Below are 22222 nucleotides of genomic sequence, written 5' to 3' on the forward strand. Positions count from 1 at the left end.
AAGGAATAAGGTGAAGAACAATGACCATGCTAAACTCAGGATCGGTAGAACCGATGCCTTTATCGCCGACTAATGATCCTTGGGATCCGATCGGCTCTTTGCGTACATATGGACGCCATGTGCTGACCAGTGTAGAAATGACCGTAACTCATCTGTGCAATATGCGCTGTGAGCATTGTGCGGTAGGAGATATGTTAACGATGCGCGAAGCACCTGCGCTTCCGTTGCCTTTGATGCTTAAAAGGCTGGATGAGGTGGAGCACCTTCAGACGATCAGTCTGACAGGTGGTGAGCCGAGCTTCAGTCAGAAGACCGTGGATGAGATGATCATTCCGCTGCTTAAATATGCCAAGGATCGGGGGATTCGTTCCCAGATCAACTCGAATCTGACGCTGGATATTCGTCGGTACGAGCAGCTGTTGCCATATCTGGACGTTATGCATATCTCATTCAATTACTTGAATGCCGATGACTTTCACCAGGTTGGTTTTGCCAACAGTGGCAGACCCGTAAAGCGTGAAGTAGCGGTGAAGATGTATGAGAAAATGATGGAAAATTCCCGTAAACTCAGTGAAGCGGGCATGTTTATCTCTGCGGAGTCCATGATTAATTTCCGTACCCATGACAAGCTTGAGGGCATTCATCAATTGATCCGTGAGATGGGCTGTGTCCGTCATGAAGTGCATCCGATGTATAATTCGAATTTTGCTTCTGCGCTGCCGGTGCTTTCCCTTGATCATATGAGAGCGGCTATTCATCGTTTGTTGGATGTGCGTGACAAGGATATGTGGATGCTGTTTGGTACACTTCCGTTCTTCGCATGCAGTGCAGCAGACCAGGATCGGGAGCTCATCAACCGCTTATATAGCGAGCCCAAAGTAACGGTTCGTAACGATCCCGACGGTCGTAACCGTGTTAACGTCAACATGTTTACCGGAAACGTGTATGTTACCGATTTTGCCGACATCCCGGCGTTTGGCAACATTCGAGACCGGAAGCTGGATGACGTATTCCATGAGTGGTCGGCGGAACATCCTTTGAATCAGACAGTGAACTGTCATTGTGATGCTGCTTCTTGCTGCGGTCCGAATCTGCTCGTGGCAGATATGTATTATAAAGGTGTGGATTTCAAATCGAGAAAAGCAATTAAACGTTGATATTCCAGGTGTATTCCTGAAATAGATCAAAAAGGGGAGTTTCGACTTGGGTATTCATACCGAATTTCATCTCGGGCAGTTGGTATTTAATCTGGTCTGTGTGTTTCTGCTCGTATTTTTGAATGGCGTATTTGTCGCAGCGGAATTTTCCCTGGTTAAAGTTAGACAAACACGCCTCACTCAATTACAGAGTGAAGGGAATAAGTTGGCTGGTTATGCACTGAAGGTGAATGGGAAATTGGATGCCTACCTATCGGCTACCCAGTTCGGAATTACGCTGACATCGCTCGGGCTTGGTTGGCTCGGTGAACCGGCCATTTCCGAATTGTTGGTTGAACCTCTGATGTTCAAGCTTGGTGTAGCGGATACAGGACTTATATCGACAGTATCCGTCATCATCGGTTTCTGTATCATTACGTTTCTGCACATTGTGCTGGGTGAGCTTGCGCCCAAATCCCTGGCGATTCAAAAAACAGATGGAGTTGCTCTGCTGCTATCGGCACCATTGCTGTTATTTTATAAAATCTTCTTCCCGTTCATCTGGGTGCTGAACGCGTCAGCCAATGCACTGCTGCGTTTGGCAGGCATTGAACCTGCCAGCGAAGGAGAGGCCCATTCGGAGGATGAGCTTCGCATTTTGATGAAGCAAAGCGCCAAGAGTGGTGTCATTGATAAGGATGAAATCAAACTGATGGATAACATCTTCGATTTCTCCGATATGCTGGCGCGTGAAATTATGCTGCCGCGTACGGATATGGATTGTTTGTATACCCATATGTCTCTGGAAGAAAACCTGAAAATTATTAATGCAACGAAGCATTCTCGTTACCCTGTCGCTGTTGAGGATAAGGATGAGATTATCGGATTCATCCACATTACGGACCTACTTCTCGCTGAACCAGACCAGCAGCATGATCTGGCTGCGCTTGTTCGTCCAATTCTGAATGTGCCTGAATCGATGGAGATCAGTCATGTACTTCGTCTGATGCAGAAAAAACATTCCCAGATGACTCTGGTTGTCGACGAATATGGCGGGACAGCCGGCTTGCTGACTGCCGAAGAGATTTTGGAAGAGATCGTTGGTGATCTGTATGATGAGTTCGAAGACGAACGTCCGCATATGGAGCGCAGTGGAGAAGCCTTTTCCATCGATGGTCGTTCCCTGATTGAAGAGGTCCATGAATGGACCGGAGCTGTCATTGAGGATGAGGAAGTCGATACGATTGGCGGTTGGCTGTTCAAGGAACTGGAAGGTAGTCCGGTCAAAGGTAAAACACGGGAGCAAAACGGTTATGTCTTTGAAGTCGAAGAATCCACCCGTCTCCGAATTACCCGCGTAAAAGTATATAAGCGACCTGATTCTGAAGAAGATAAGGTAGAGACGGTAGAACAGGAACCGGATTCGATGCAGAATAATGATCGTGAACGTAACAGAGACTGAGTATTGATGAAATAAACGATGGATATGGCCTCCATATCCATTGAAGTGACCTTCGGAGACCACCAGTGGGGTGAGTCGTTCGAAGGTCTTTTTTTTTCGATCCGCTAAATATGGGATTAACTTGGGGACAGCGACATATGGATATAGAGACGGAAAAAGAATGCTTGGGTAATTGTGATGACATGCACCAAATCCGTGATAAAGGAGGCGCTGTTCTGTGAAAGATCCGCAGCTTCGTGCTTACGTCCCTTTTATTGGGCCGTTTGATCCTTGCAAGCCGCTGCCCATTCGTACGTATCTCGTCACACCGCAGTTGTTTATCCCTTTCCAGCCGATGGGTTGGCCCCAATACAGTCCAGCAGAAGCACTGAGACTGGGAACATTGTGGCCTGCATTGTACAGCCCTTATACCTCTAAAAAATCAAAGGGGAGAGAGGTGGAAGTGGATGGAACCTGAAGCACCTAAAGCCTGTGATGCAAAATACTATGAGCTGCTGGAGGAACTTCAGGCCCTGGATTTTGTATTGGTTGAGCTGAATCTGTACTTGGATACCCACCCTGGAGACTATCAAAGCATCGAACAGTTTAACAAATTCAGCCAAGAGAGAATGCGTGTGTCCCATGAGTTTCAGCAGCTGTATGGACCACTTATGAACTTTGGTCATTCATTCTCCAAATATCCTTGGGAATGGTCTCAGACACCTTGGCCTTGGCAGGTGTAGTGAAATTTTCAGCTAATGTGGCTTGTTGAGTTGCCGGGAGTCCCATGGATCGATAGTTTAGTTCAGGGACACCCGGAAATGCTAAGCTGAAATTTTTATCCGGATTGTAAGATTAAATCAAAAATTGGAGGAGGAAGTGCGGCATGTGGGTATATGAGAAAAAGCTGCAATATCCTGTTCGGGTGGGGAAATGTGACCCTCATATGGCCAAATTGCTGATGGAACAGTATGGCGGAGCTGATGGTGAATTAGCTGCAGCCCTCAGGTATCTTAATCAGCGTTATACGATTCCGGACAAAATTATCGGTCTGCTGAATGACATCGGTACAGAAGAGTTTGCTCATTTAGAGATGATTGCAACGATGATCTATAAGTTGACCAAAGATGCAACAGTCGAACAACTGGAGCAAGCGGGTCTGGATGCTCATTACGTAAATCATGACAAAGCCCTCTTTTACAACAATGCCGCAGGTGTACCTTTCACCGCTACTTATATTCAAGCGAAGGGAGATCCCATTGCTGATTTGTACGAGGATATTGCTGCGGAAGAGAAGGCACGGGCTACATATCAATGGTTGATCGATCTGACGGATGACGTGGATCTGCAGGATAGTCTGAAATTTCTGCGGGAGCGGGAGATTGTGCATTCCTTGCGTTTCCGGGAGGCGGTAGAGATTCTGAAGGATGATCGGCAGACAAAGAAGATATTCTAAACGTTTTAAAATTATTAAGAGCTTAAGGTCCTAATTCCATCGACTAGACATAGAGAAAAGATTTTTAAAGTTGCGACCTTTCCCCGCATTCAATCGTGGAGGGGTCGCAAATTTGTTTCTTCGCTAGCTGGTTCCACCAGATGTGTCTACAAATTATAATGAAATGAATTTTCTCTGTTAGGGATTGGGGCAGAATGTTATTGACTAATAAATTACTGACTTGTATAATCGATTTGTTAGTAATTGATTGATTACTTACTACGATGAAGATGGGAGTTATTAAATATTGCATAGGAAATGTTCTAACCGTGCAAAAGAAAATAAGTCGTATGCATATTATTGATATCATGTTATTGATTGATCACTAAATATATTATTTTACCACAAATGTTAAGTAATCAATCGCACTACCTCTTCATTAGTTATTGATCAATTAATAATTAATTTTAAATAAAGGAGGATTACATGAAAAAAAGTAAAATAAAAAAATGGTTTTTCATTTTTGGGGTCCCGTTACTAATAGGAGTGTTGTTGATCGGTGTATTCTTTTGGCAAATTCGATTACAGCAACCTGAGGAGATTAATATGGCTCAGCATCACCACAATACAGGATCAGTAACGACAACATCCCATCATTCGGAAGAAGGTATTTCCTGTGAGAAGATCGTGGATGAGGATACGGCGGCGCCTATTCGGAAATTCGAACTGACAGCCGCTATGACAACATTGAATCTTGATAATGGACAAACGACAGAGGCTTGGACATTTAATGGTACCTCACCTGGGCCTGAGATTCGCGTTAAAGAAGGTGAACGTGTCGTGGTGACATTGTACAACAAGGATATCAAAGAAGGGGTTACCATTCATTGGCATGGAATCAAGGTTCCTTGTTCACAAGATGGAGTCTCTGGAGTTACCCAGGATGCCATTCTACCTGGGGATGATTTTACGTATTCCTTTATCGCTTCCGAAGTGGGCACATATTGGTACCATTCTCATCAGATGAGTTCAATTCAGGTAGAGAAGGGACTCCTAGGTTCTTTTATTGTTGAACCCAAGATTTCACCCGATCCGTCGGCGTCATCAATAAAAGAGGTTTCTGCACTTTACCAACAATTGAATTCCACTATGCTGCTGAACGGTGGTACGAAGGGGTTAACTACACTGGGAGAAGTGGGAGATTTCGTTAAAGTTAGACTGACTAATGCTAGTAATGAAACGATGAACTTTGCGATAGATGGGGCTTCTTTTAAGGTCACAGCGATGGACGGTCATGATATACATGAGCCTGACAAACTAAAAGATGTAACTATTCCGATCGGAGCTGGACAACGCTATGATCTAATATTACAGCTTCTAGAGTATAAAAAGGTTGTCATCAGAAGTGATTTGGCTAAAGAGCTTCCCATTTCTATCGGCAGTGGAGCTGAACCTGAACAATTAACTAATAAAGAGATATTCTCATTTATTGATTACGGCAGCCCGCTGGCGAATGACCCTCTTGCGAATCTTACAGTTGATCAAAGTTTCAAATTAGAACTGGGTAGATCTCTTTTTGTTAATTCAATCAATGGAAGTTCCTTCCACGAGATTCCTCCCATGATTGTGAAGGAGGGGGATCGTGTGCTCATTACCGTCACCAATAAAGCAGGCGGGGATCATCCGTTCCACATTCACGGACATATTTTTCGAGTATGGAGCAAAAATGGTGTGTCTTTGAAGGGCAGTCCTTTCTACCTTGATACACTCCTAACGAAAAAAGGTGAAACCTATGAAATATACCTGGAGGCGGACAATCCGGGACTATGGATGGCGCACTGTCACAATTTGCAACACGCCTCAATGGGAATGAGTATGATGATGAATTACGAGGGAATAACAACGCAATTCCGAGTGGGAACGAAATCAGGGAACCTTCCCGATCTATAACATGAACGATGCTTCCATACTAATATTTGAAAAAATCTAATAAGAAAAAGGAGTTAACCATTCATGAATCATTTATTGATCATCTCTCATCCAAGGAAAACAAGTTTGAATCATTCTATTTTACAAACGGCAGTAGAAGGTCTTCAGAAAGGAGGACATAACGTTGAAGTGAGAGATCTGTACGAGATTGGCTTTCAACCCTTGCTTGGTGCAAACATGGCCGATTTATTAGGAATAAATGATGAAAAAGTCATTCAAGAACAAGAGTATTTGATTTGGGCTGATGTTGTTACTTTTATTTATCCCATATGGTGGACCGGTATGCCTGCTATGATGAAGGGTTATATTGAACGAGTATTTTCATATGAGTTTGCTTATAAATATGAAAATGGAATTCAATTGGGGCTACTTAAAGGAAAGAAGGCCGTAATAATTAATACTCAAGGTAAATCTTTGCGAGAGTATGAAGCTAGCGGGATGCAGGAAGCGTTGAGGTTAACGTCCGATAAAGGAATATTTGAATATTGCGGGTTTGAAGTTTTATCACATATTTTCTTTGATTCGGTGGATACAGCAGACCAAGCAACACGAGAAAACTGGCTGAAACAGATTGCAGATATAGCAAGTAAGGCCTAACATTTCACTCCACTTTCGTAGCTTAGGGTAGTGAAGAATAATAGCAAATCGTGCAGCCACTACAAATGCATAAGGTCGATTCAACCAAAGTTATCACACCCGTATAATACAAGAAAAGAAGGACTGTCCTATTCAGATAAAAGGATGTCCTTCTTTCGATTTTTGCGAACTAAGCCTTTAGTATTCTACGACCATGGCAACATTTTGCCACCCAGCGCCAACGGTCCAGAACAGAACTTTATCACCACGCTGAATTTGGCCGGATGTAATGGCTCGATGCAAAGCAATAAATGGACTGCTGGTTGAGGTGTACCCGAACTCGTCTCCAATGTAGACGGCAATATCCTCACCGATGCCAATGTTCTCGGATACAGCACGTATGTTGCCAATGGATAATTGGGAGAAACAAGCGGCTTTGATCTCGTCTGCTCCGATCTCGTTACGACTTAACAGCGCGCGAATCGATTCAGAGGCAGCCCCTACACAGATGGAATCATCAAACGGTATGAATTTTACATGGAAGGCACCTGCATCAACACCGGTTTGGCCCAGTTTTGCAAGACCTTGTGCCGGGAAGAGGGAATTGCCGTATACGCAGGTATCGGTCTGATAGATCGAGTCAATAAAACCGACAGCCCGCTCGTCCCGTTCAACAATGACAGCTGCTGCTGCATCCCCGAAGTTCGCGAAGTATACAGGATCTTCGGGACTTGCGTGAGGAGCGACGTAATCCGAGCCAATTATCAAAGCACGGCGAATTCTGGGATTGCCCAGCATCTGACGGCTAACTTGTTCAAAGGCTGCGGTCATGCCAGCACAGTTGGCATTGCTGTCAATACAAATCGTATGGGATGCCCCGTTAATCAGGCGATGAATCATTAAGGAATTCGTAGGAAAGATGTATTCCGGCGTTTGACTTGCATAAGCAATCAGATCGATTTCGGCACCGGTAAGTCCGGTCTTTTCGAGCAGATTACTGGCGGCCTCAAAGGCCATGCTTAGTGAGTTTTCATCATCGTTGTCAATTTTGTAACGTGTATCACGCCCAAGTGCCTTTAACAGTCCCCGAATATCTACACCTCTTGCATCAAAATGTTCAATGTAAAAGTCATTGCCCACCTTATGCGTTGGATGATAGATATCGATATCTACAATACGAATTCCAGCCATCTTCATTCTCCTCCTGAGCGGATGGGTGAACCCTCAGCTTGTCCGCCTGGTTTATTAGGTCGTAACGGTGGAGATGATCTCAAGGTTGTCCAGTCCGACAGACCGTCCAAGACGGGACAGCTGCATTTTCAGAATGGCATTATTCTCAAGCGTCAGCACCACTTTTTTATATTCATCTTTTTTGAACAACTGCAGGCAGCCCTCAAGAAGAGGCACAATTTCCGGAGCGGTAACATTCAACTTTTTGCAATCGATATTCAGGTCATATTCCCTGGTGTTAATCGGAGCGATTGTGTCCTGGTATGCCGAGATGGAACGTAAACCGTCTTCTTGAGAGAAAGATCCCTCCAGTTCAATGTTTAACACCTTGTTCGGAACGTCAGTTTTCAGTAAAAAACTTCCCATGATTGTTCTCTCTCCTTTAAATAAGTTAAGGCTATCCTGCTAATCAAGAGCTAGGCCTCAAGGCCCTCGCTGACTGCTTCTGAGATGTGGCGGATTCGAAGGATAATTTAACCATATTATAAAGGTAGAGATGTAATAAGATCAATAAAAAAGTCGAATCGTGTATAAAAATGTAGAAGAGTGAATTATTGGATTTCATCCAGTGTAGCAAGCAATATATTAAAAGCACTGATGATCCGCGGAGCACCAACACACGGTGCCAGATGCAACAGAATTCCTTTCAGCTGATCCACGGTTACACCGACACTTAGTGCCATCGTATAATGAACCCCCAATTGCTCATACTGCCCCTGGGAGATCAGTGAAGAGATAATGGCGACTTCCTTCCATTGATCGGTAATGGTTGTGCGCTGAAAAATATCCCCGTAAGCTGTCCCCATAATAAACTCAGCGAGCTCAGGGAACTGATCTTTAATCGGTGCAAGTGCTTTTGCACCATATTCACCGGAAAGCTTTGCAAAACGCTCCAATCCTTGAGTCACTTGTTCACTCATGCTATGTTCCTCCTAATTCAAAATCACGGTACGGTGAGCCGTGGGTGGAATCTCATCGCGATCAGTAAGAAGCTCAATTACGGTAACCTGGTTCAGCTGCTGTGCTGCCTGGAGAGCAGAGGCGAATTCGTCTCGTGTTTCCGCACGATAAGCTACAGCACCGAGGGACTCAGCAAACTTTGCTGCATCCAACGGTACCTCGTATAAGGTGCCATCGATTCGACCTGTTGTTTTCTCCATGCCTTTCAGTGCCATATCCAGCTGTTTATTGTTTACTACGATAAAGATGACTGGCAGATTGTTGCATACAGCAGTGTTAATCTCGGTTCCAAGCATCATGAAGCATCCGTCACCCGTAATGCATACAATGGTTTCTTCCGGTGCGGCGGTTTTGGCTCCAATAGCCATGCCGATGGCATTGCCCATACAGGCAAAATAGGCGTCAAACACAAAGCTGCCAGGTTTCTTGACTTTATATCGTTGAACCGCATGAAAACCATGACTGCCATCATCCACAAACAGCTTATGATCATAGGGAAGCAATTCACTCATTTCTTCCAGCACGGAAGCCAGAGAGAGGTTCGGCAGATCCGGGAGAGGTACGGTGTAATTAACCGTTGTCGTTTCTTTTGGGAGAACAGGTTGTTCTGTCAGTGTACTGAGCAAAAACTGCAGGTTGTCCTTCAAGTCGCCAGTGATATGTAAGGTTGGAGCATGAAGTATTTTACCAACGAATGCAGGATCGGTGTCGAATTGGATTAAATGTGCAGGGTGGTTTTCCGGCTTCAAATTACAGATCGTCATATCACTCAGACGTGAACCGAGTACGATATAGAGATCACTTTGATTCAGCAGCTCATCTGCATGAGGGAAGCCGCCAACACCGCAAGGGCCGTGGTAAAGGGGATGATCCCAAGCAATGGCACCTTTTCCTCCCGGAGAAGTAATGACAGGAATATTGAAATGTTCGGCCACATGGAGCAATTCATCATGGGCTCTGGCGCGACTAACGCCTTTACCTGCAATAATTAAAGGATGACTGGACTGTTGAAGCAAGGGGAGGATATGATTCAGGTTGGATACGCTAATCAGGGGTTCAGGCTCCGGGATTACAACCCGGAAGTCAGCGAGCTGTTCGGTTTGTACATCAAACGGAAGACAGAGATGGACCGGACCTTTGTTGGGACCGAGTGCAATGGAAAGGGCATGATTCAATATGGTGCTGAAATGATCGCCACGCTCTACCAGCTTGCTGAACAACGTGGCAGGACGGAACATCTCGGCCAGATCGGCCAAGTAGGAAGAGGAGTCCTGACATTGCGGGAGCCCCAGTTCCTGAATGGACTGATGACCCGTAATAAACAGGACAGGCAAGTTATTGGCCTTGGCATGTGCTGCGGCGGTGAGCAAGTTGGTTCCGCCCGGACCTGAAGTGGCAAAGGCCACACCCAGTTTCCCGGTTTGGAGGGCATAGCCCGAAGCGGCAAAGCCTGAACTGGATTCATGGCGACCTGGAATGAACTCCAAGCCGTAATCAACCATTTTCAGGACAGCAGGGCATATGGATTTTCCGATAATACCAAAGACATGACTAACGCCTAAATTACGCAGAGCTTCTGCCAAATAGTCCGCAACTGTTCTCATGCGGGACACCTCGCTTCACAAAATAGGTTTTTGGACCCACAGGTCAAGTTCCATTTTTGGAGTGTATGTCGTCGTCTAAGGTTGTGAAAGGAAATCAATCCTTGTTAATAGGAAGAGTAGCTTTTTTTGTGGTTTTTTGTCAACTGCTTTTATGAGTATAAGTTCCTGATTCTTAGGTTGGAAACGCTTAATGCTATATCCTATAAGATAAAATAAATTGGTTATATATTCCTGCGACAAATGAGCTAGAAACGATAAATATAGAATAAAATGTAAAATATTATAAAAAATGATAGATTTAATTTGTGTGGATTCATTAAGAATCGTGTTCTTCCCATTTCGTATCCGTGTAAAGGATTGGCAATGTTATGCTTTCTGTTTATACTGAAATTCGATTGGAGTGAGTTGGATGACAACGATAAAAATGGCTGTAATTGGTTTGGGCAAAATGGGATTACATATGATACATCAGGCGACACAGACAGAACTATCCGGAAAAGTAGAGATTGTAGCGGTGTGCGATTCCAATGAGGAAAATTTGGCATCGCTTGCTTCCTCTCATCCTGAGACGAAGAGGTATACGGATTATAAGCAATTGCTCGACACACATGACGTTGATCTGCTGTACATTGCAGTTCCGCCTAAATATCATTATCCCGTTGTTATGGACGCGTTAGAGCGCAAGATTCATGTGTTCTGTGAGAAACCACTGGCGAACAGTGTGGAGGAAGCGAGAGCAATGCTGGAGGCAGCCGAGAAGGCCGGTGTAGTACACGCAATCCATTTCTCCATGCCGCATGAACCGTCAGTAGTGAAACTGCAAGAGTTGATTCAGCAGGAAACAATTGGCGAGATTCGCAAAATCGATCTGATCCTACAATTCCCCCAGTGGCCTCGAGCGTGGCAGCAAAATGCTTGGATTACCAGTCGGGAGCAGGGCGGATTTATTCTTGAAGTGGGAATTCATTGGATTCATATGATCCAAAAGGTGTTTGGTTCTATACGCGTGATTAACAGTCAGGTTCGATTTCCTCCAAATACAGGGGAATGTGAACATGAAGTTCAAGCCGCGATGGAGCTGGAGGATGGAACACAAATCCTGTTAAACGGGATTGCACATTTTGCAGGTGAAGAGCGTGTATCCATGGTGGTTTACGGCACAGAAGGAACGATTGCTCTGGAGAACTGGGATCAACTATGGAGTGGACGCAACGGAGAGTCACTTGTTCCCGTCAAAGTAGAACAATCCTTAAGCCAGCTACCTGTATTAAAACACGTTATTGCCCGTATTCAGGGTCAACCTGCCAAAATATACGATTTCAACGATGGATATCATGCACAGCTTGTCCTTGAAGCGCTACGTAATCTAGATCAATCCTAATCCACAATGGTGCCGGGTTAGAAACGGATCCGTGCAATTTCCTTCCTTTTGACAAACCAAAGGAGCAGATCCTGAGTGGAGTAGGATCTGCTTCTTTGGTTTGTTTAGATATGATCGATAAGGTCAAGAAAGCTTGAATCGGTTAACCAGTTGATCAAGCGCATCTGACATTTCGTTTAACTGCTTGGAGGTGTCCGTCATTTCCTGCAGGGAAGCAAGTTGTTCTTCGGTCATAGCCGATACCTCTTCCGTGGCTGATGCGGTGTCCTCAACTACGGCGGATACTTCGTTAATGGACTTCATTACCGTTTCACTGCCGGTTGTCAGTTGTTCCACAACCGCGGATACGTCCTGAAACTCACCGCTGAGATCATGAATGTGCTGGGTAATATTTGTGAAGGCATGGCCTGCATCTTTAATCGTCAGTAATCCTTCATTGACATGGAGTGTACTCTCGTCCACAACATGGGCTGTGTTTTGAACTCCGGTTACAACAGTTTCCAATATGCTTGTAATTTCCTTCGCTGACGTCGCACTTTGATCTGCGAGATTGCGAATTTCTGAAGCAACGACGGCAAATCCACGTCCATGTTCCCCCGCACGAGCAGCTTCAATTCCAGCATTGAGTGCAAGCAGGTTGGTTTGCCTTGCGATCCCTGACATGGAATCGGCAATGTTGATCACTTGATCAGACATTTTGGAAATTTCGTTAATGGCTTCCTGCACAGACAGGAAGGATTGCTCAATGAACGTTATTTTCCCTACGGCATTATCGATGCGCAGTTGTCCGTCAACGGCAATGGATTCAGTGCGTACAGCACGTTCAGCCACGTCGGCTGTTGAAGCAGCGACCCGATTAAGCCCCATGAGCGATTGTTCCATCGCAGCGACCATGGTTTGAGTAAGGGCGACCTGTTCATCAGCACCTTCAGCGACACGCTCCATGGCCGTGGCGACCTCTTTTCCTGCGATGTGATTGTCAGACACGCCTTTATCCAGTCGATCGGAGGCTGTGCTCAGAATAGTGGCATTGCTTTGAATGTCTAGCATCATTTGCTGCAATCCAAAGAGCATGGTGTTGGCAGCCTCAGCCAATTCCCGTGTTTCATCTTTCATCGGAGTGGCGATTCGCAGGGTCAGATCACCATTGGAGGAGCCGATATCATTCAGTGCATGTGTCACTGTGCGAATGTTTCTTACAATGGAACGTGACAAAACTAAGGCAGCGATGACCGAGATTATGGCAACAAGGATCAGTGCACCGTACAACTCCCAATTCAGTATTTTGTTTTTCTGTTTCAATGCTTCTGTACGTGCTTCGGTTAGCGCCAGTTCATTGGTTCGAAACGTATTCAGGGATTCCCGAATTTGGTCCATGTCTTTTTTACCGGGATCTGTCGCGAAGAATTGTCGGATGGAAGGCAGATCATTGGCCTTTCGCAACACAACAACCGGTTCTCCCGCGACTTGAATCCAGTTTTCCATATAACTATGTATATCTTCAAGCAGCTTCAGCTGTGAGGGGTTGTCCGAGATTAATGTAGCCAGCTGCTCCTTGAGAACGGTCAGCTGTTCTTTTCCGTTTGTGTACGGGTCAAGATAATTTTCCTGCCCTGTGATAACGTAGCCACGCTGGCCTGTTTCCATATCCACCATGCTCTTTTCGATTTCATATGTCAGAGCGTGTACCTTCATATCGTGTTCTACGAGAAAATCCAATTCGCTTTGAAGCTTGCTGGTACTGTTCTGGATCAAAAGGATGCAGCCCGCCAACACAGCGAGTACGAGCAAATAGCCCAAACCAATCTTATAAAAAATTTTGAAGGTCCTGTGCTTTTTCATGTTTGTTATTCCTCTCCTTGGGGTATATGTATTTGTCGAAAAAACTTGAATGATAGCTGTTATAGTTCTTTAGATCGGGTGTCCAAAGTACTATATTTTCAGTATTATACTTAAACGAAGCATGTTTGTATACAGTTTGTTTAATTTAAGTATAATGTTTGTGGATGCTGTATAACGTTGATGACACAGATGTTTTACATTGCGCGGTTTACACTGCCAAACGTTTATGTTTATCATGGAAGGGGAACGATTCCGAATACATATCCCAATCCGAAAGGAACATTGGACATGACAAGAGAGACGGTATTGCGTAAACCGGAAGCGATGATTTTTGATATGGATGGTACGTTATTTCAGACGGAAACCCTGTTGTTGCCAGCCTATCATCAGCTGTTTGATACATTGCGGGCAGAAGGGCATTTTGAGGGAGAGACTCCTCCTGAAGAACGAATGCTTGGGAGCCTGGGGATGTTGCTAGAGGATATATGGAAAGTGGTTATGCCTGAAGCTTCCGTTGCGGCGCATCGTCGTGCAGATGAACTGCTGCTTCAGCTGGAGATTGAGGGACTCGATGGAGGTAGCTCTGTCCTGTACCCGCAAGTAAAAGAGACGCTTGAAGCATTGAAAGAGCAAGGTGTGCGCTTATTTGTTGCCAGTAACGGGCTGGAGGACTATGTGAAAGGCGTGGCTTTTGCTCATGAGATCATGCCGCTCTTTGAAGGCGTGTATAGTGCAGGCCAGTACAAGACCCCTTCCAAAGTTAATCTGGTTCAGATCCTGCTTGAGAAGCATCGCATTCAGGATGCATGGATGGTAGGGGACCGCTCTTCTGATGTGGAGGCAGGCAAAATGAACAACCAGACCGTCATCGGCTGTGCCTATGCTGGATTCGGTCGGGACGAAGAACTTGCAGGATCAGATGTACTGATCTCTGATTTTACGGAACTGCTTCGTTTGTATCGGGAAGCCGAGTAGAATAAAACTGACCACCCAAATCCATTTGGATATTGGTGTGGTCAGTTTTTTTGTTCGAAGAAAATTCGGTTCACTACCAAATGAAGTCTAACGAGTCATAACTGGGATCTTCTGGTCCTTATGAGTGTGGGAGATTTACCTTTTACGGGACGTTTGACTGGTTTGGTTACCTTTACGCCACGAGGGGGACGGCTTGCATTTGGATGGTTTTGGTACACCCACAAGGCGTACTCCAAGGGTTGGGTGATCGCTTTGAGATAGATATCCCTCTCACCAATGCGGGCAAACACCTCACGCGCAGGTTTCGGATTCACTTCAAGCAGGTAGATGTGTCCGCTCTTGTCAATCGCCAAATCCAGAGCCAATTCACACAAGTTGCCATAGGTATTTTCCAGAAACGTGGCCACATCAATCCCGAATTTCTCGGCCGTTTCGTTAATTTCTGCTCGCTGCTTCTCATCCGTAATCCATTGTTTCATCAGTTTGTGCATCGATATAGCCTGACCACCGCCATGAAGATTGGAGGTCACACTTTTCTCTGCACCCATCCGCCCAGCGCATCCGGTCAATTCCCACTGTCCTTCACCGTTCTTCTGAACCAGCATTCGATAATCATGAACACGGCCATTCGGAAGCTGGAGCTGGATTCCCTGTTGAACCAGGTATTTGTCTTTCATATTCCAGTTCTGAAGAAGTGAGCCCAGGCGTGACAGGTGGACCTTGCGCGGGGAGATAATCCGACGCTTCTGGTCCCGTCCCTGCACAAGAACCGTATTGGCCTCGCTGCCGCTCCGCTCGATGCGGAGAATACCCCGTCCTCCCGTTCCATTAATGGGCTTCAGATAGATGAGGGAGGAGGCTTTCAGCATTCTATTGACGTCGGACATATCCTGGAACAGAAGGGTGTCTGGCAAATGCTCGTGAAAGGCTGGCCTTGCGGAGAGTGTCTGATGAATGGTCCACTTGTTACGCAATGGACGGTTGAGAAAGAGCAAGTGACCATACTTTTGCCGAAAGGCAAGCAGTTGCTGAAATCTGCGATTACGCTGTATGCGGCAGCGGTCGAAGATGATATCCGGGAATGAACGCCATTCCCGGGACCAGCCTTTTTCCGAATGAAAGACCATTGCCTCAATTTGTTTGCCCCCTGAATGTACATCGGCAGGTGTGAACACATAAACATCGAGTCCCCGCTTGCGCCCTTCAAGGATCATTCTGCGGTATATGCTCCGTTCTTCCAGAGCGCGATGTTCATTTAAGTACAACGTCATAATGCCCAGAACAGGTGAGGACACAAACAATCACCTTCTTTAGCTGTTATTCCTGTTCATCATCGTTTGGACTGACGGGCAAGGTAGGCGCTGTACTGAAAAATACGTTCCAATGACTTCCGCCGAATCTGCGGTTCATCGAACTTCATCGGCTTTGCATTTGCTTCGAAAAACCAGATCTCGCCCATATCGTCAATGCCGAGATCCATGGACATTTCACCAAGCGTATGCCCGGAGCCTCGTTCCACTTGTCTGGCGATCAACAATGAAGTAGACTTCACCCGCCTCATCAGTGTATTCGACATTTCTTCTCCAAAGAGATCGGTGAGCAGCTTCTCCGGGTCCTCCACGGTGCCTCCGCGCGGCACATGGGTGGTTATACTACGAGAGCCAGCGAGCCGGGCTCCAATTCCCGTTATACTCCACTGTCCTTTACCGTTTTTTTGCACAAGTACCCGTAGATCGAATGGACGTTTGCGGGACAACGCCAGCTCAATACCCTGTTGCATAATGTAGGGCGTGTGTCCGGTTTCCTTGCGAATCCTTGCCCATAGCTTGGAAAGAGTTGCTGCTTTGTACGTGGTGCTCTTTCGGGTGCTCTGTATTTTAAGCCGATAAGGAAGGCGTTCTTTTTCCTGGAATTTGAGCATCATGATTCCTTTGCCTGCCTTACCACTCTCTGGTTTCAGATACAGGTAGGGATGTGACCTCAGCACGGTCCCCAGAGCGATTGCGGTTCGCATCCGGCGAGTATATGGGATCAGGTGCTGGGTGGATTTGGATTTCTTAAGCCATTCGAACAAATTCCATTTGTTGAAGAAAAACGGGTTATACAGTTCGATTCCTGAATGCATGCATTCTTCAATTTTTCGCTGTACTGAAGATTTGCGTTCATCTTCCCGGTTGGGGATCCGATTGTAGAGTACATGGGGAAGGGGAAAGGACTGTGAAGTCCATCTCCCACTTCCATTGTTGTACGTGTATCCTTTCACGGTGGGGCCGCTCACGTTCAAATCTCGCACAGTCACGACGTACACCACATATCCCATACTTTCGCCCGTCTGCACAATATCCAGGAAGTTTTGATGATTTCCTCTGAACATCCGTTGATCATCATGCATGGTCAGGATGGCAATGACGGGTCTAAAATCATCCTGCAGGCTCATCAAATGCCGTCTCTCTTCCGGAATTTGCTCAAATACAGGCAATGTTCCAGGATGTGCTCCACCGATGATTTTCCTTCCAGCCGGAGCGAAGGGTGACGGAAAATGGAGCGCCCTGGTTTGGCGTTCGCTTCGAACATCCATACATGTTCCTCCTGATCAATGCCCAGATCAAAGCCAATCTCACCAATCAGATGCTGGTGCTGGGTTTCAATCGCCTGGGCCAGTGTAATAGCGACGGATTTGGCATGCTGGAGCACTTCTCCCGCTCGGTCGCCAAAATTGCGGCTGAGCGCCTGCTCAGGGGTCATCAGGGAACCACCATTTTTGATATGTGTGGTTACGCTGCCTCGGCCAGCCTTTTTGGCGCCAATGCCAACGACCACCCAATGATTGTTTCCGTTTTTATGCATGTGAAAGCGGAAATCAATCGGACATTCGTCGATCTCAATGAGCCGGATACCCTGTTGAACGACATAACCGCGGAGCTGTTTGCCGTGTCTGCCCTGAAGCATGCGCATCAGGCTGTTGAATGAACCGAAACGCAGCAAGGCGTTGCCGCTTTTTTTGCGATAACGGGCGAAATATCCACGTTTGGGCGAATAGGTCAGTCGATAGATCCCGTTGCCCAGACTTCCTGCTGTTGGTTTGTAGTAGACAAACTGATGGCGTTCCAGCATTTCTTTCATCTGCTCTACCGTCGGATTGGTGATGGATTCTGGAATATAACGTCCGGCTGCCGGTTCGTTCTCCAGCAGCTTATAGATATCCGACTTGTTAAAGAAACTCCAATTGAAGAAAGGAATCTTGCGCCGGACAAATCGCTCCCGCAGCTGGTTGATTGCTGGTGAGAAGTCAGAGCGGCGGCTGGGTAACCGGTTATACACGACGTCTGGCAGAGGTACCGTTTTGCGACTAAAGCTTCCGTTGTCGTTAAGGAAAAAACCGGATACTGTTTCATTCTGCCAGTTAATATCTCTTGGGGTGAACGCATAGATATAGGATTTACGGCTGCCTTCGCGGAGCAGTTGTTTGATAAAGCCGGTACGTGAACCAAACGGATTGGAGCCAGACGAAGGTCCGTCAGACAACACGCCGATCAGTGGACCCAACTGAACTTCATCGTTCTGCAGGTTGCGGAGGTAGATGCTGCCCCGTTTCGGAACGTTCATCAGGTTGCGTATGCCCGAAGCGAGATAAATATGTTTGCCAGCCTTTTTGATCGGTTTGATGGTTGCGGGCACCCGGTCACGACCAAACCGCAAATGAATCGTTTTTTTGCCGGATAGATTTAGACTTTTCATTAATGCGTTGGATACATAAACCACTTTATCCGGCTGTTGTGTGAAATGCAGATTGCAAAAGGTCAAACTCATGATTTATCCTCCTATCCTGAAAAGATCCTTCGGCTCCATGGCAAGCGGGGCGCTGCGTGCCTCAACCGCCGTGAATCGGGATGGGTTTCAGGCCAGCTGTGCTGGATGTATTCGGCATTTTCATTAGACGCTTCACGTCCGTGAGAACATGTTGTTGCAGCAAATAACGGGCATAGGCAAGCGGCCGGGTGTAGGTCAGACTGTGCATACGTGGGTCACCCGCCTCTGCGAATGAGGAACGTCCCGGTCTCGAATTCACTTCGAGCAGCCAGAGGCGACCCTGAACATCTGCTCCGAAATCAAGACCCAGTTCGGCCAGTCTGCCAAAGCGGCTTTCTAGCAGGGTGGGAATGCAGGCAGCAGCCTGCCTGATGGACTCCAGCAGAGCATCGGATTGCTTGCTCCCGTATCGTTCTAACAGATAAGGATGCACGGGGTACGCCTTTCCCCCTCCATGCAAGTTGGAAGTGAGTGAGCCAGCCGGTCCTTCCCGTACCATACATCCGGTTAGAGACCAGCGTCCTTGCCCATTTTTTTGCACCAAGGCCCTAATGTCGAACGGTCGTCCGTGATGACTCAGTTCCAGATACGGCTGTAAGATCATCTTTTTACCGGCCTTGTATGAATCCAGCCAGGCAGAGACATCCTGGCGATGCTCAAATGTACGGTGAATCAATTCATTGCGAGTATTTCTTCCCTCCATGATCCAGGAGGTGTGATGCTCGTCGTGATAAAGGCGAAATGTATCTTTACCATGGGTACCCGATACAGGTTTGAAGAAAATACCTTTCAGCCAGCGATCCAGCCACTGCTCCCATAAAGTATCCGACTGAAACAGCGTCGTAGGCGCCAGAAGGGTACGCAGTTTTGGATCAGCAGACAAGGCGCGGTGTACCTTCCATTTACCAGGCAAGGAAGCAGACCAGTAACGGACATGGTGTCCGTTGCTTGAGGAAACAATTGTCTGAAGCTGCTGTTTGAATATTCCGGGGAGCGGGAGCAGACAGCGATTCATGATCAAATCCACTGCTGGGAGAGGCACGATATTCCATTTGCCCCTGTCGAATGCATAGCCCTGTGTGAGCCTGGATACGCTGGGTTTATTCGATACGGCCAGCACAATGATATTCAGGCCATAACGGTGACTATCCAAACTGAGACGACGGCAGAAGAGTTCATCTACGAAAGGAGGCGAGCCTTCTGTTGCTCGAACCAGAATGGCTACTGTGTTGGTCTGCTGTTGCAGGAACATTCCGCTGCACCTCCTCTAATGGATGACTCTTCAGAATCCGGCCAGATAGGTGGAGTATTCCAGCATCGCTTTGACCGAAGGCCGGATTTTGCTCTCGCTAAGTGGTGTATTATCGTTCTTGGACGGTTTGGAATTCACTTCGAGTAGCCAGACCCTTCCGCTGGTGTCCAAGGCAAGGTCGATGCCGAGTTCACCAAAATGGGCGGGGATGGCACCTTCAATGCCTTTGGCAATATCCAGGGCCGCCGTATGCAATCCTGCATAAGCAGAAGCTTTGGCTGATCCGGACAATTGGGTTTTGGCTACAGCTTCCTTGACGGTGCTGAGGCTTCCACCCCGTGCCAGGTTGGATACATAGTGACTTCCGCCTGCAATACGTGCGACGATGGAAGTGACACTCCATTTGCCCGTACTGTTTTTTTGCACAAGCGCACGGAAATCTACGGGTCTGCCGCTGTTATCAATAAGGGTAAGACCCTGTTGAATCTGGTAACGCGTTGTTTTCATTTTCCCGGACATACTGACATACAGTTTATCCAGAGAAGTATACGTTTGTTTTCGGGTGCCTCCAACGCCAGTGGCGAGGGTGAGAAAGCTGCCGTCACTTTGACGGGAGACCCGAATGATGCCTTTGCCAAGCGACCCGCGAACGGGCTTCAGAAAGACAACCGGATATCGGTTGCACATGGTTTTGAGGGTGGCTGAGGTTTTGAGTAAATGGGATTCGGGCAGCACCCTCTTCAATGTTGAAATGGACTTCAAGGCATCGAATACTTCATTTTTGTCCAGAAACTTTTCGTTGAAAGTTTGTGTGCCGTAGAGCGATTTTACTTCTTTCATAAAATGCTGTACGCTAGGTTTGTTCTCAAGCTTACGGGACGTCAGCCGGTTATTGACGACGTCTGCTATAGGCAGAACGGTCTTTTTCCAGCCGTCATCATACACCCAGCCTTTCATATAACCCGTTACCGCTCTAATATCCTCCGGTGTGAAAAAGGATACATAGGCGCCCTGCTTCCGGCAGGCGTTCACCAGTTCCTGACAGAACATCGTGATGGAGCCGAAGGGCCGATCGGGCTGATCAGGGTAATCCCGGCTAACCAATACACTGATGTAGGGTCCAATGCGCAGCGTACTGCTGGCTGAACGATAGGATATCCTCAGGACCGAACGGGGAACAAGGCCGGTCTTGCTGGCTACCGTCTGATTGATGCGCAGACCGTCATATCTGGGAACAGGAATGACAGTGACTTCACGGCGGAAAGAGCCGAATTGCAGCTGAAGCGGTCGGCCAGAAGGGATTTTAAGCGCCTTAAGCACCCCTTCGCCCAGCATGATGACGTCGTCCTGCAGGATGCCCGAGCCGGTAACCTGAATCGTTACTTTTTTAGTGGACATCACGGATCTCCTTCCGGGCGGCAACTTGATGTCTGATCTCGAAGTTGAACGGCATCTAAACATGGCATGTGCTTCATCATATGAGGACATATAACCCTTGGTGATTGACCTATTTGGATTAAATGCATTTGATGCTCGCAAGTAATGGATGGCATGTTTCCGCAATCTTTGTTTGACGGAAGTGAAATACGTGTATTAACACGGGTGAACGATGCGATGAGAATGTGAATGAATATGAATGAACAACAGAAGGACAACCCAATATGAGGAGGAATTATAGTGAACATTTATGACAAAGCCAATGATTTGGCCAAAGCACTGAGAGAAAGCAGCGAGGTAGAAGAAATTACTTCTGCGATGAAGCTGATTGAAGTAGACCCGGAAGCAAAGGCCATGCTGGATAACTTCCGTGATCAACAGATGGAATTGCAACAACGTATGATGAGTGGGGATATGCCTGCTCCGGACGAGATGGAGAAAATGGAGAAGCTGTTTGAAGTACTAAGCCTGAACCTGAACATCCGTCGTCTGTTTGACGCTGAACGTCGCCTGAGTGTCATTATTGAAGACGTGAACAAAATTATTGCAGACAGTCTGGGTCATCTTTACGGTGGCGCTGAAGCCTAAACTTAAACCTTGTCCCGTTTTTTTGCCTGAACCTTTCATATTGGCTCCTTATCGTTCATAGACTAGACATATAGAGTCGATCAAGAACGAAGGAGCTGTGAATGGTGAAAAGGTTGAAGAAAGCAAAACATGTGATCTATCTGCTTATCGCGTTGTCGATGCTGGTCATTGCGTTGCCGCGGATTTCCTTTGCTGGTGGAATGGACTGGGTTAATATTTTTGGCATCGTATGGGTGCTGTTCTCGTTATTAATCGTTGGTGCACATCTGCATTTTATTCTTGGTGTAGATGAAGAGAAGAAGCGTGCACTGGAAGCTGTTCGACGGGCAAAGCTGCGGCAGTGGGAGATGAAATTGGTGGACAAGCAGGAGCAGAGCAAGTCTGTATAAGGTTTGAATCACATGTGACATGGTAATAGAGATGGTTCTATCTGTTGAAGTAAGGCCGGATTCCCTTTGTATGAAGGGGCCGGTCTTTTCTGTATACCCTTAGTTCGATATTCCGATTATTGTGATCCATTTAGTGTGATGCTTTACGAGAAAAGCACGAGGAGTGGGGTTATTTTC

The 22222-nt window shown here is 46.7% G+C and carries 21 protein-coding genes; 11 read left to right on the forward strand and 10 right to left on the reverse strand.

Going from position 1 to position 22222, the window contains the following annotated elements; translation table 11 throughout:
- Positions 1-20: 20 nt before the first annotated feature.
- The 7 genes from yfkAB (at position 21) to P364_RS0105300 (ending at position 6598) form a co-directional block, all read left to right on the forward strand.
- Complete coding sequence (gene yfkAB / locus P364_RS0105265) at positions 21-1157, forward strand: radical SAM/CxCxxxxC motif protein YfkAB (RefSeq protein ID WP_024629104.1); 1137 nt, start codon at positions 21-23, stop codon at positions 1155-1157.
- Between the two features lie 52 nt (positions 1158-1209).
- On the forward strand, positions 1210-2598 hold the full coding sequence (locus P364_RS0105270; RefSeq protein WP_029881678.1) for a hemolysin family protein: 1389 nt from the start codon (positions 1210-1212) through the stop codon (positions 2596-2598).
- A gap of 217 nt (positions 2599-2815) precedes the next feature.
- On the forward strand, positions 2816-3055 hold the full coding sequence (locus tag P364_RS0105280) for a spore coat associated protein CotJA (RefSeq protein WP_024629106.1): 240 nt from the start codon (positions 2816-2818) through the stop codon (positions 3053-3055).
- Entirely contained in the window at positions 3045-3320 is a 276-nt protein-coding gene (locus tag P364_RS0105285) for a spore coat protein CotJB (protein WP_024629107.1), read from the forward strand. Before P364_RS0105280 ends, P364_RS0105285 begins: the two co-directional genes overlap by 11 nt.
- Before the next feature lie 143 nt (positions 3321-3463).
- Positions 3464-4033, forward strand: a complete 570-nt coding sequence (locus P364_RS0105290) for a manganese catalase family protein (protein ID WP_024629108.1) — start codon at positions 3464-3466, stop codon at positions 4031-4033.
- A gap of 465 nt (positions 4034-4498) precedes the next feature.
- Positions 4499-5962, forward strand: a complete 1464-nt coding sequence (locus P364_RS0105295; protein WP_024629109.1) for a multicopper oxidase family protein — start codon at positions 4499-4501, stop codon at positions 5960-5962.
- Positions 5963-6025: 63 nt separating this feature from the next.
- The gene (locus P364_RS0105300; protein ID WP_024629110.1) at positions 6026-6598 is read left to right on the forward strand and encodes an NAD(P)H-dependent oxidoreductase; all 573 of its coding nucleotides are present in this window, start codon (positions 6026-6028) and stop codon (positions 6596-6598) included.
- 177 nt (positions 6599-6775) lie between these two features.
- On the opposite strand, the gene P364_RS0105305 is transcribed toward P364_RS0105300, so the two are convergent.
- From P364_RS0105305 to P364_RS0105320, 4 genes are all read right to left on the reverse strand, one after another.
- Positions 6776-7768 carry a 3-oxoacyl-[acyl-carrier-protein] synthase III C-terminal domain-containing protein gene (locus tag P364_RS0105305; protein ID WP_024629111.1) on the reverse strand — a complete coding sequence of 331 codons (993 nt, stop codon included), beginning with the start codon at positions 7766-7768 and terminating at the stop codon, positions 6776-6778.
- A 54-nt stretch (positions 7769-7822) separates the two neighbouring features.
- Positions 7823-8173 carry a hypothetical protein gene (locus P364_RS0105310; RefSeq protein ID WP_024629112.1) on the reverse strand — a complete coding sequence of 117 codons (351 nt, stop codon included), beginning with the start codon at positions 8171-8173 and terminating at the stop codon, positions 7823-7825.
- A gap of 185 nt (positions 8174-8358) precedes the next feature.
- Positions 8359-8727, reverse strand: coding sequence for a carboxymuconolactone decarboxylase family protein (locus P364_RS0105315; RefSeq protein WP_024629113.1), 369 nt, complete (start codon positions 8725-8727; stop codon positions 8359-8361).
- A gap of 12 nt (positions 8728-8739) precedes the next feature.
- Entirely contained in the window at positions 8740-10371 is a 1632-nt protein-coding gene (locus P364_RS0105320) for a thiamine pyrophosphate-binding protein (protein WP_024629114.1), read from the reverse strand.
- 409 nt (positions 10372-10780) lie between these two features.
- On the opposite strand from P364_RS0105320, the gene P364_RS0105325 reads away from it, so the two are divergent.
- Positions 10781-11752: a Gfo/Idh/MocA family protein gene (locus P364_RS0105325; RefSeq protein WP_024629115.1), complete on the forward strand. Its 972-nt coding sequence runs from the start codon at positions 10781-10783 to the stop codon at positions 11750-11752.
- Between the two features lie 123 nt (positions 11753-11875).
- Here the strand turns inward: P364_RS0105325 and P364_RS0105330 are convergent, their stop codons facing one another.
- A complete protein-coding gene (locus P364_RS0105330) occupies positions 11876-13594 on the reverse strand; it encodes a methyl-accepting chemotaxis protein (RefSeq protein ID WP_024629116.1) in 1719 nt (572 codons plus the stop codon).
- Positions 13595-13882: 288 nt separating this feature from the next.
- Here P364_RS0105330 and P364_RS0105335 point away from each other — a divergent pair, with 288 nt between their 5' ends.
- Complete coding sequence (locus P364_RS0105335; protein WP_024629117.1) at positions 13883-14569, forward strand: HAD hydrolase-like protein; 687 nt, start codon at positions 13883-13885, stop codon at positions 14567-14569.
- A 95-nt stretch (positions 14570-14664) separates the two neighbouring features.
- Here P364_RS0105335 and P364_RS0105340 read toward each other — a convergent pair whose 3' ends face one another.
- From P364_RS0105340 to P364_RS0105360, 5 genes are all read right to left on the reverse strand, one after another.
- On the reverse strand, positions 14665-15864 hold the full coding sequence (locus P364_RS0105340) for a YheC/YheD family endospore coat-associated protein (RefSeq protein WP_024629118.1): 1200 nt from the start codon (positions 15862-15864) through the stop codon (positions 14665-14667).
- A 35-nt stretch (positions 15865-15899) separates the two neighbouring features.
- A complete protein-coding gene (locus tag P364_RS0105345) occupies positions 15900-17006 on the reverse strand; it encodes a YheC/YheD family endospore coat-associated protein (protein ID WP_024629119.1) in 1107 nt (368 codons plus the stop codon).
- Positions 17006-18379: a YheC/YheD family endospore coat-associated protein gene (locus P364_RS0105350; RefSeq protein ID WP_024629120.1), complete on the reverse strand. Its 1374-nt coding sequence runs from the start codon at positions 18377-18379 to the stop codon at positions 17006-17008. Before P364_RS0105350 ends, P364_RS0105345 begins: the two co-directional genes overlap by 1 nt.
- A gap of 61 nt (positions 18380-18440) precedes the next feature.
- A complete protein-coding gene (locus tag P364_RS0105355) occupies positions 18441-19631 on the reverse strand; it encodes a YheC/YheD family endospore coat-associated protein (RefSeq protein WP_024629121.1) in 1191 nt (396 codons plus the stop codon).
- 30 nt (positions 19632-19661) lie between these two features.
- The gene (locus P364_RS0105360; RefSeq protein ID WP_024629122.1) at positions 19662-21029 is read right to left on the reverse strand and encodes a YheC/YheD family endospore coat-associated protein; all 1368 of its coding nucleotides are present in this window, start codon (positions 21027-21029) and stop codon (positions 19662-19664) included.
- A gap of 279 nt (positions 21030-21308) precedes the next feature.
- Between P364_RS0105360 and P364_RS0105365 the strand changes: the two genes are divergently transcribed.
- Complete coding sequence (locus P364_RS0105365) at positions 21309-21656, forward strand: YlbF family regulator (RefSeq protein ID WP_024629123.1); 348 nt, start codon at positions 21309-21311, stop codon at positions 21654-21656.
- 101 nt (positions 21657-21757) lie between these two features.
- Positions 21758-22045, forward strand: a complete 288-nt coding sequence (locus tag P364_RS0105370) for a hypothetical protein (RefSeq protein ID WP_029880748.1) — start codon at positions 21758-21760, stop codon at positions 22043-22045.
- Positions 22046-22222: the final 177 nt, after the last annotated feature.

The organism is Paenibacillus sp. MAEPY2 (assembly GCF_000499205.1).
GTDB lineage: Bacteria > Bacillota > Bacilli > Paenibacillales > Paenibacillaceae > Paenibacillus > Paenibacillus vandeheii.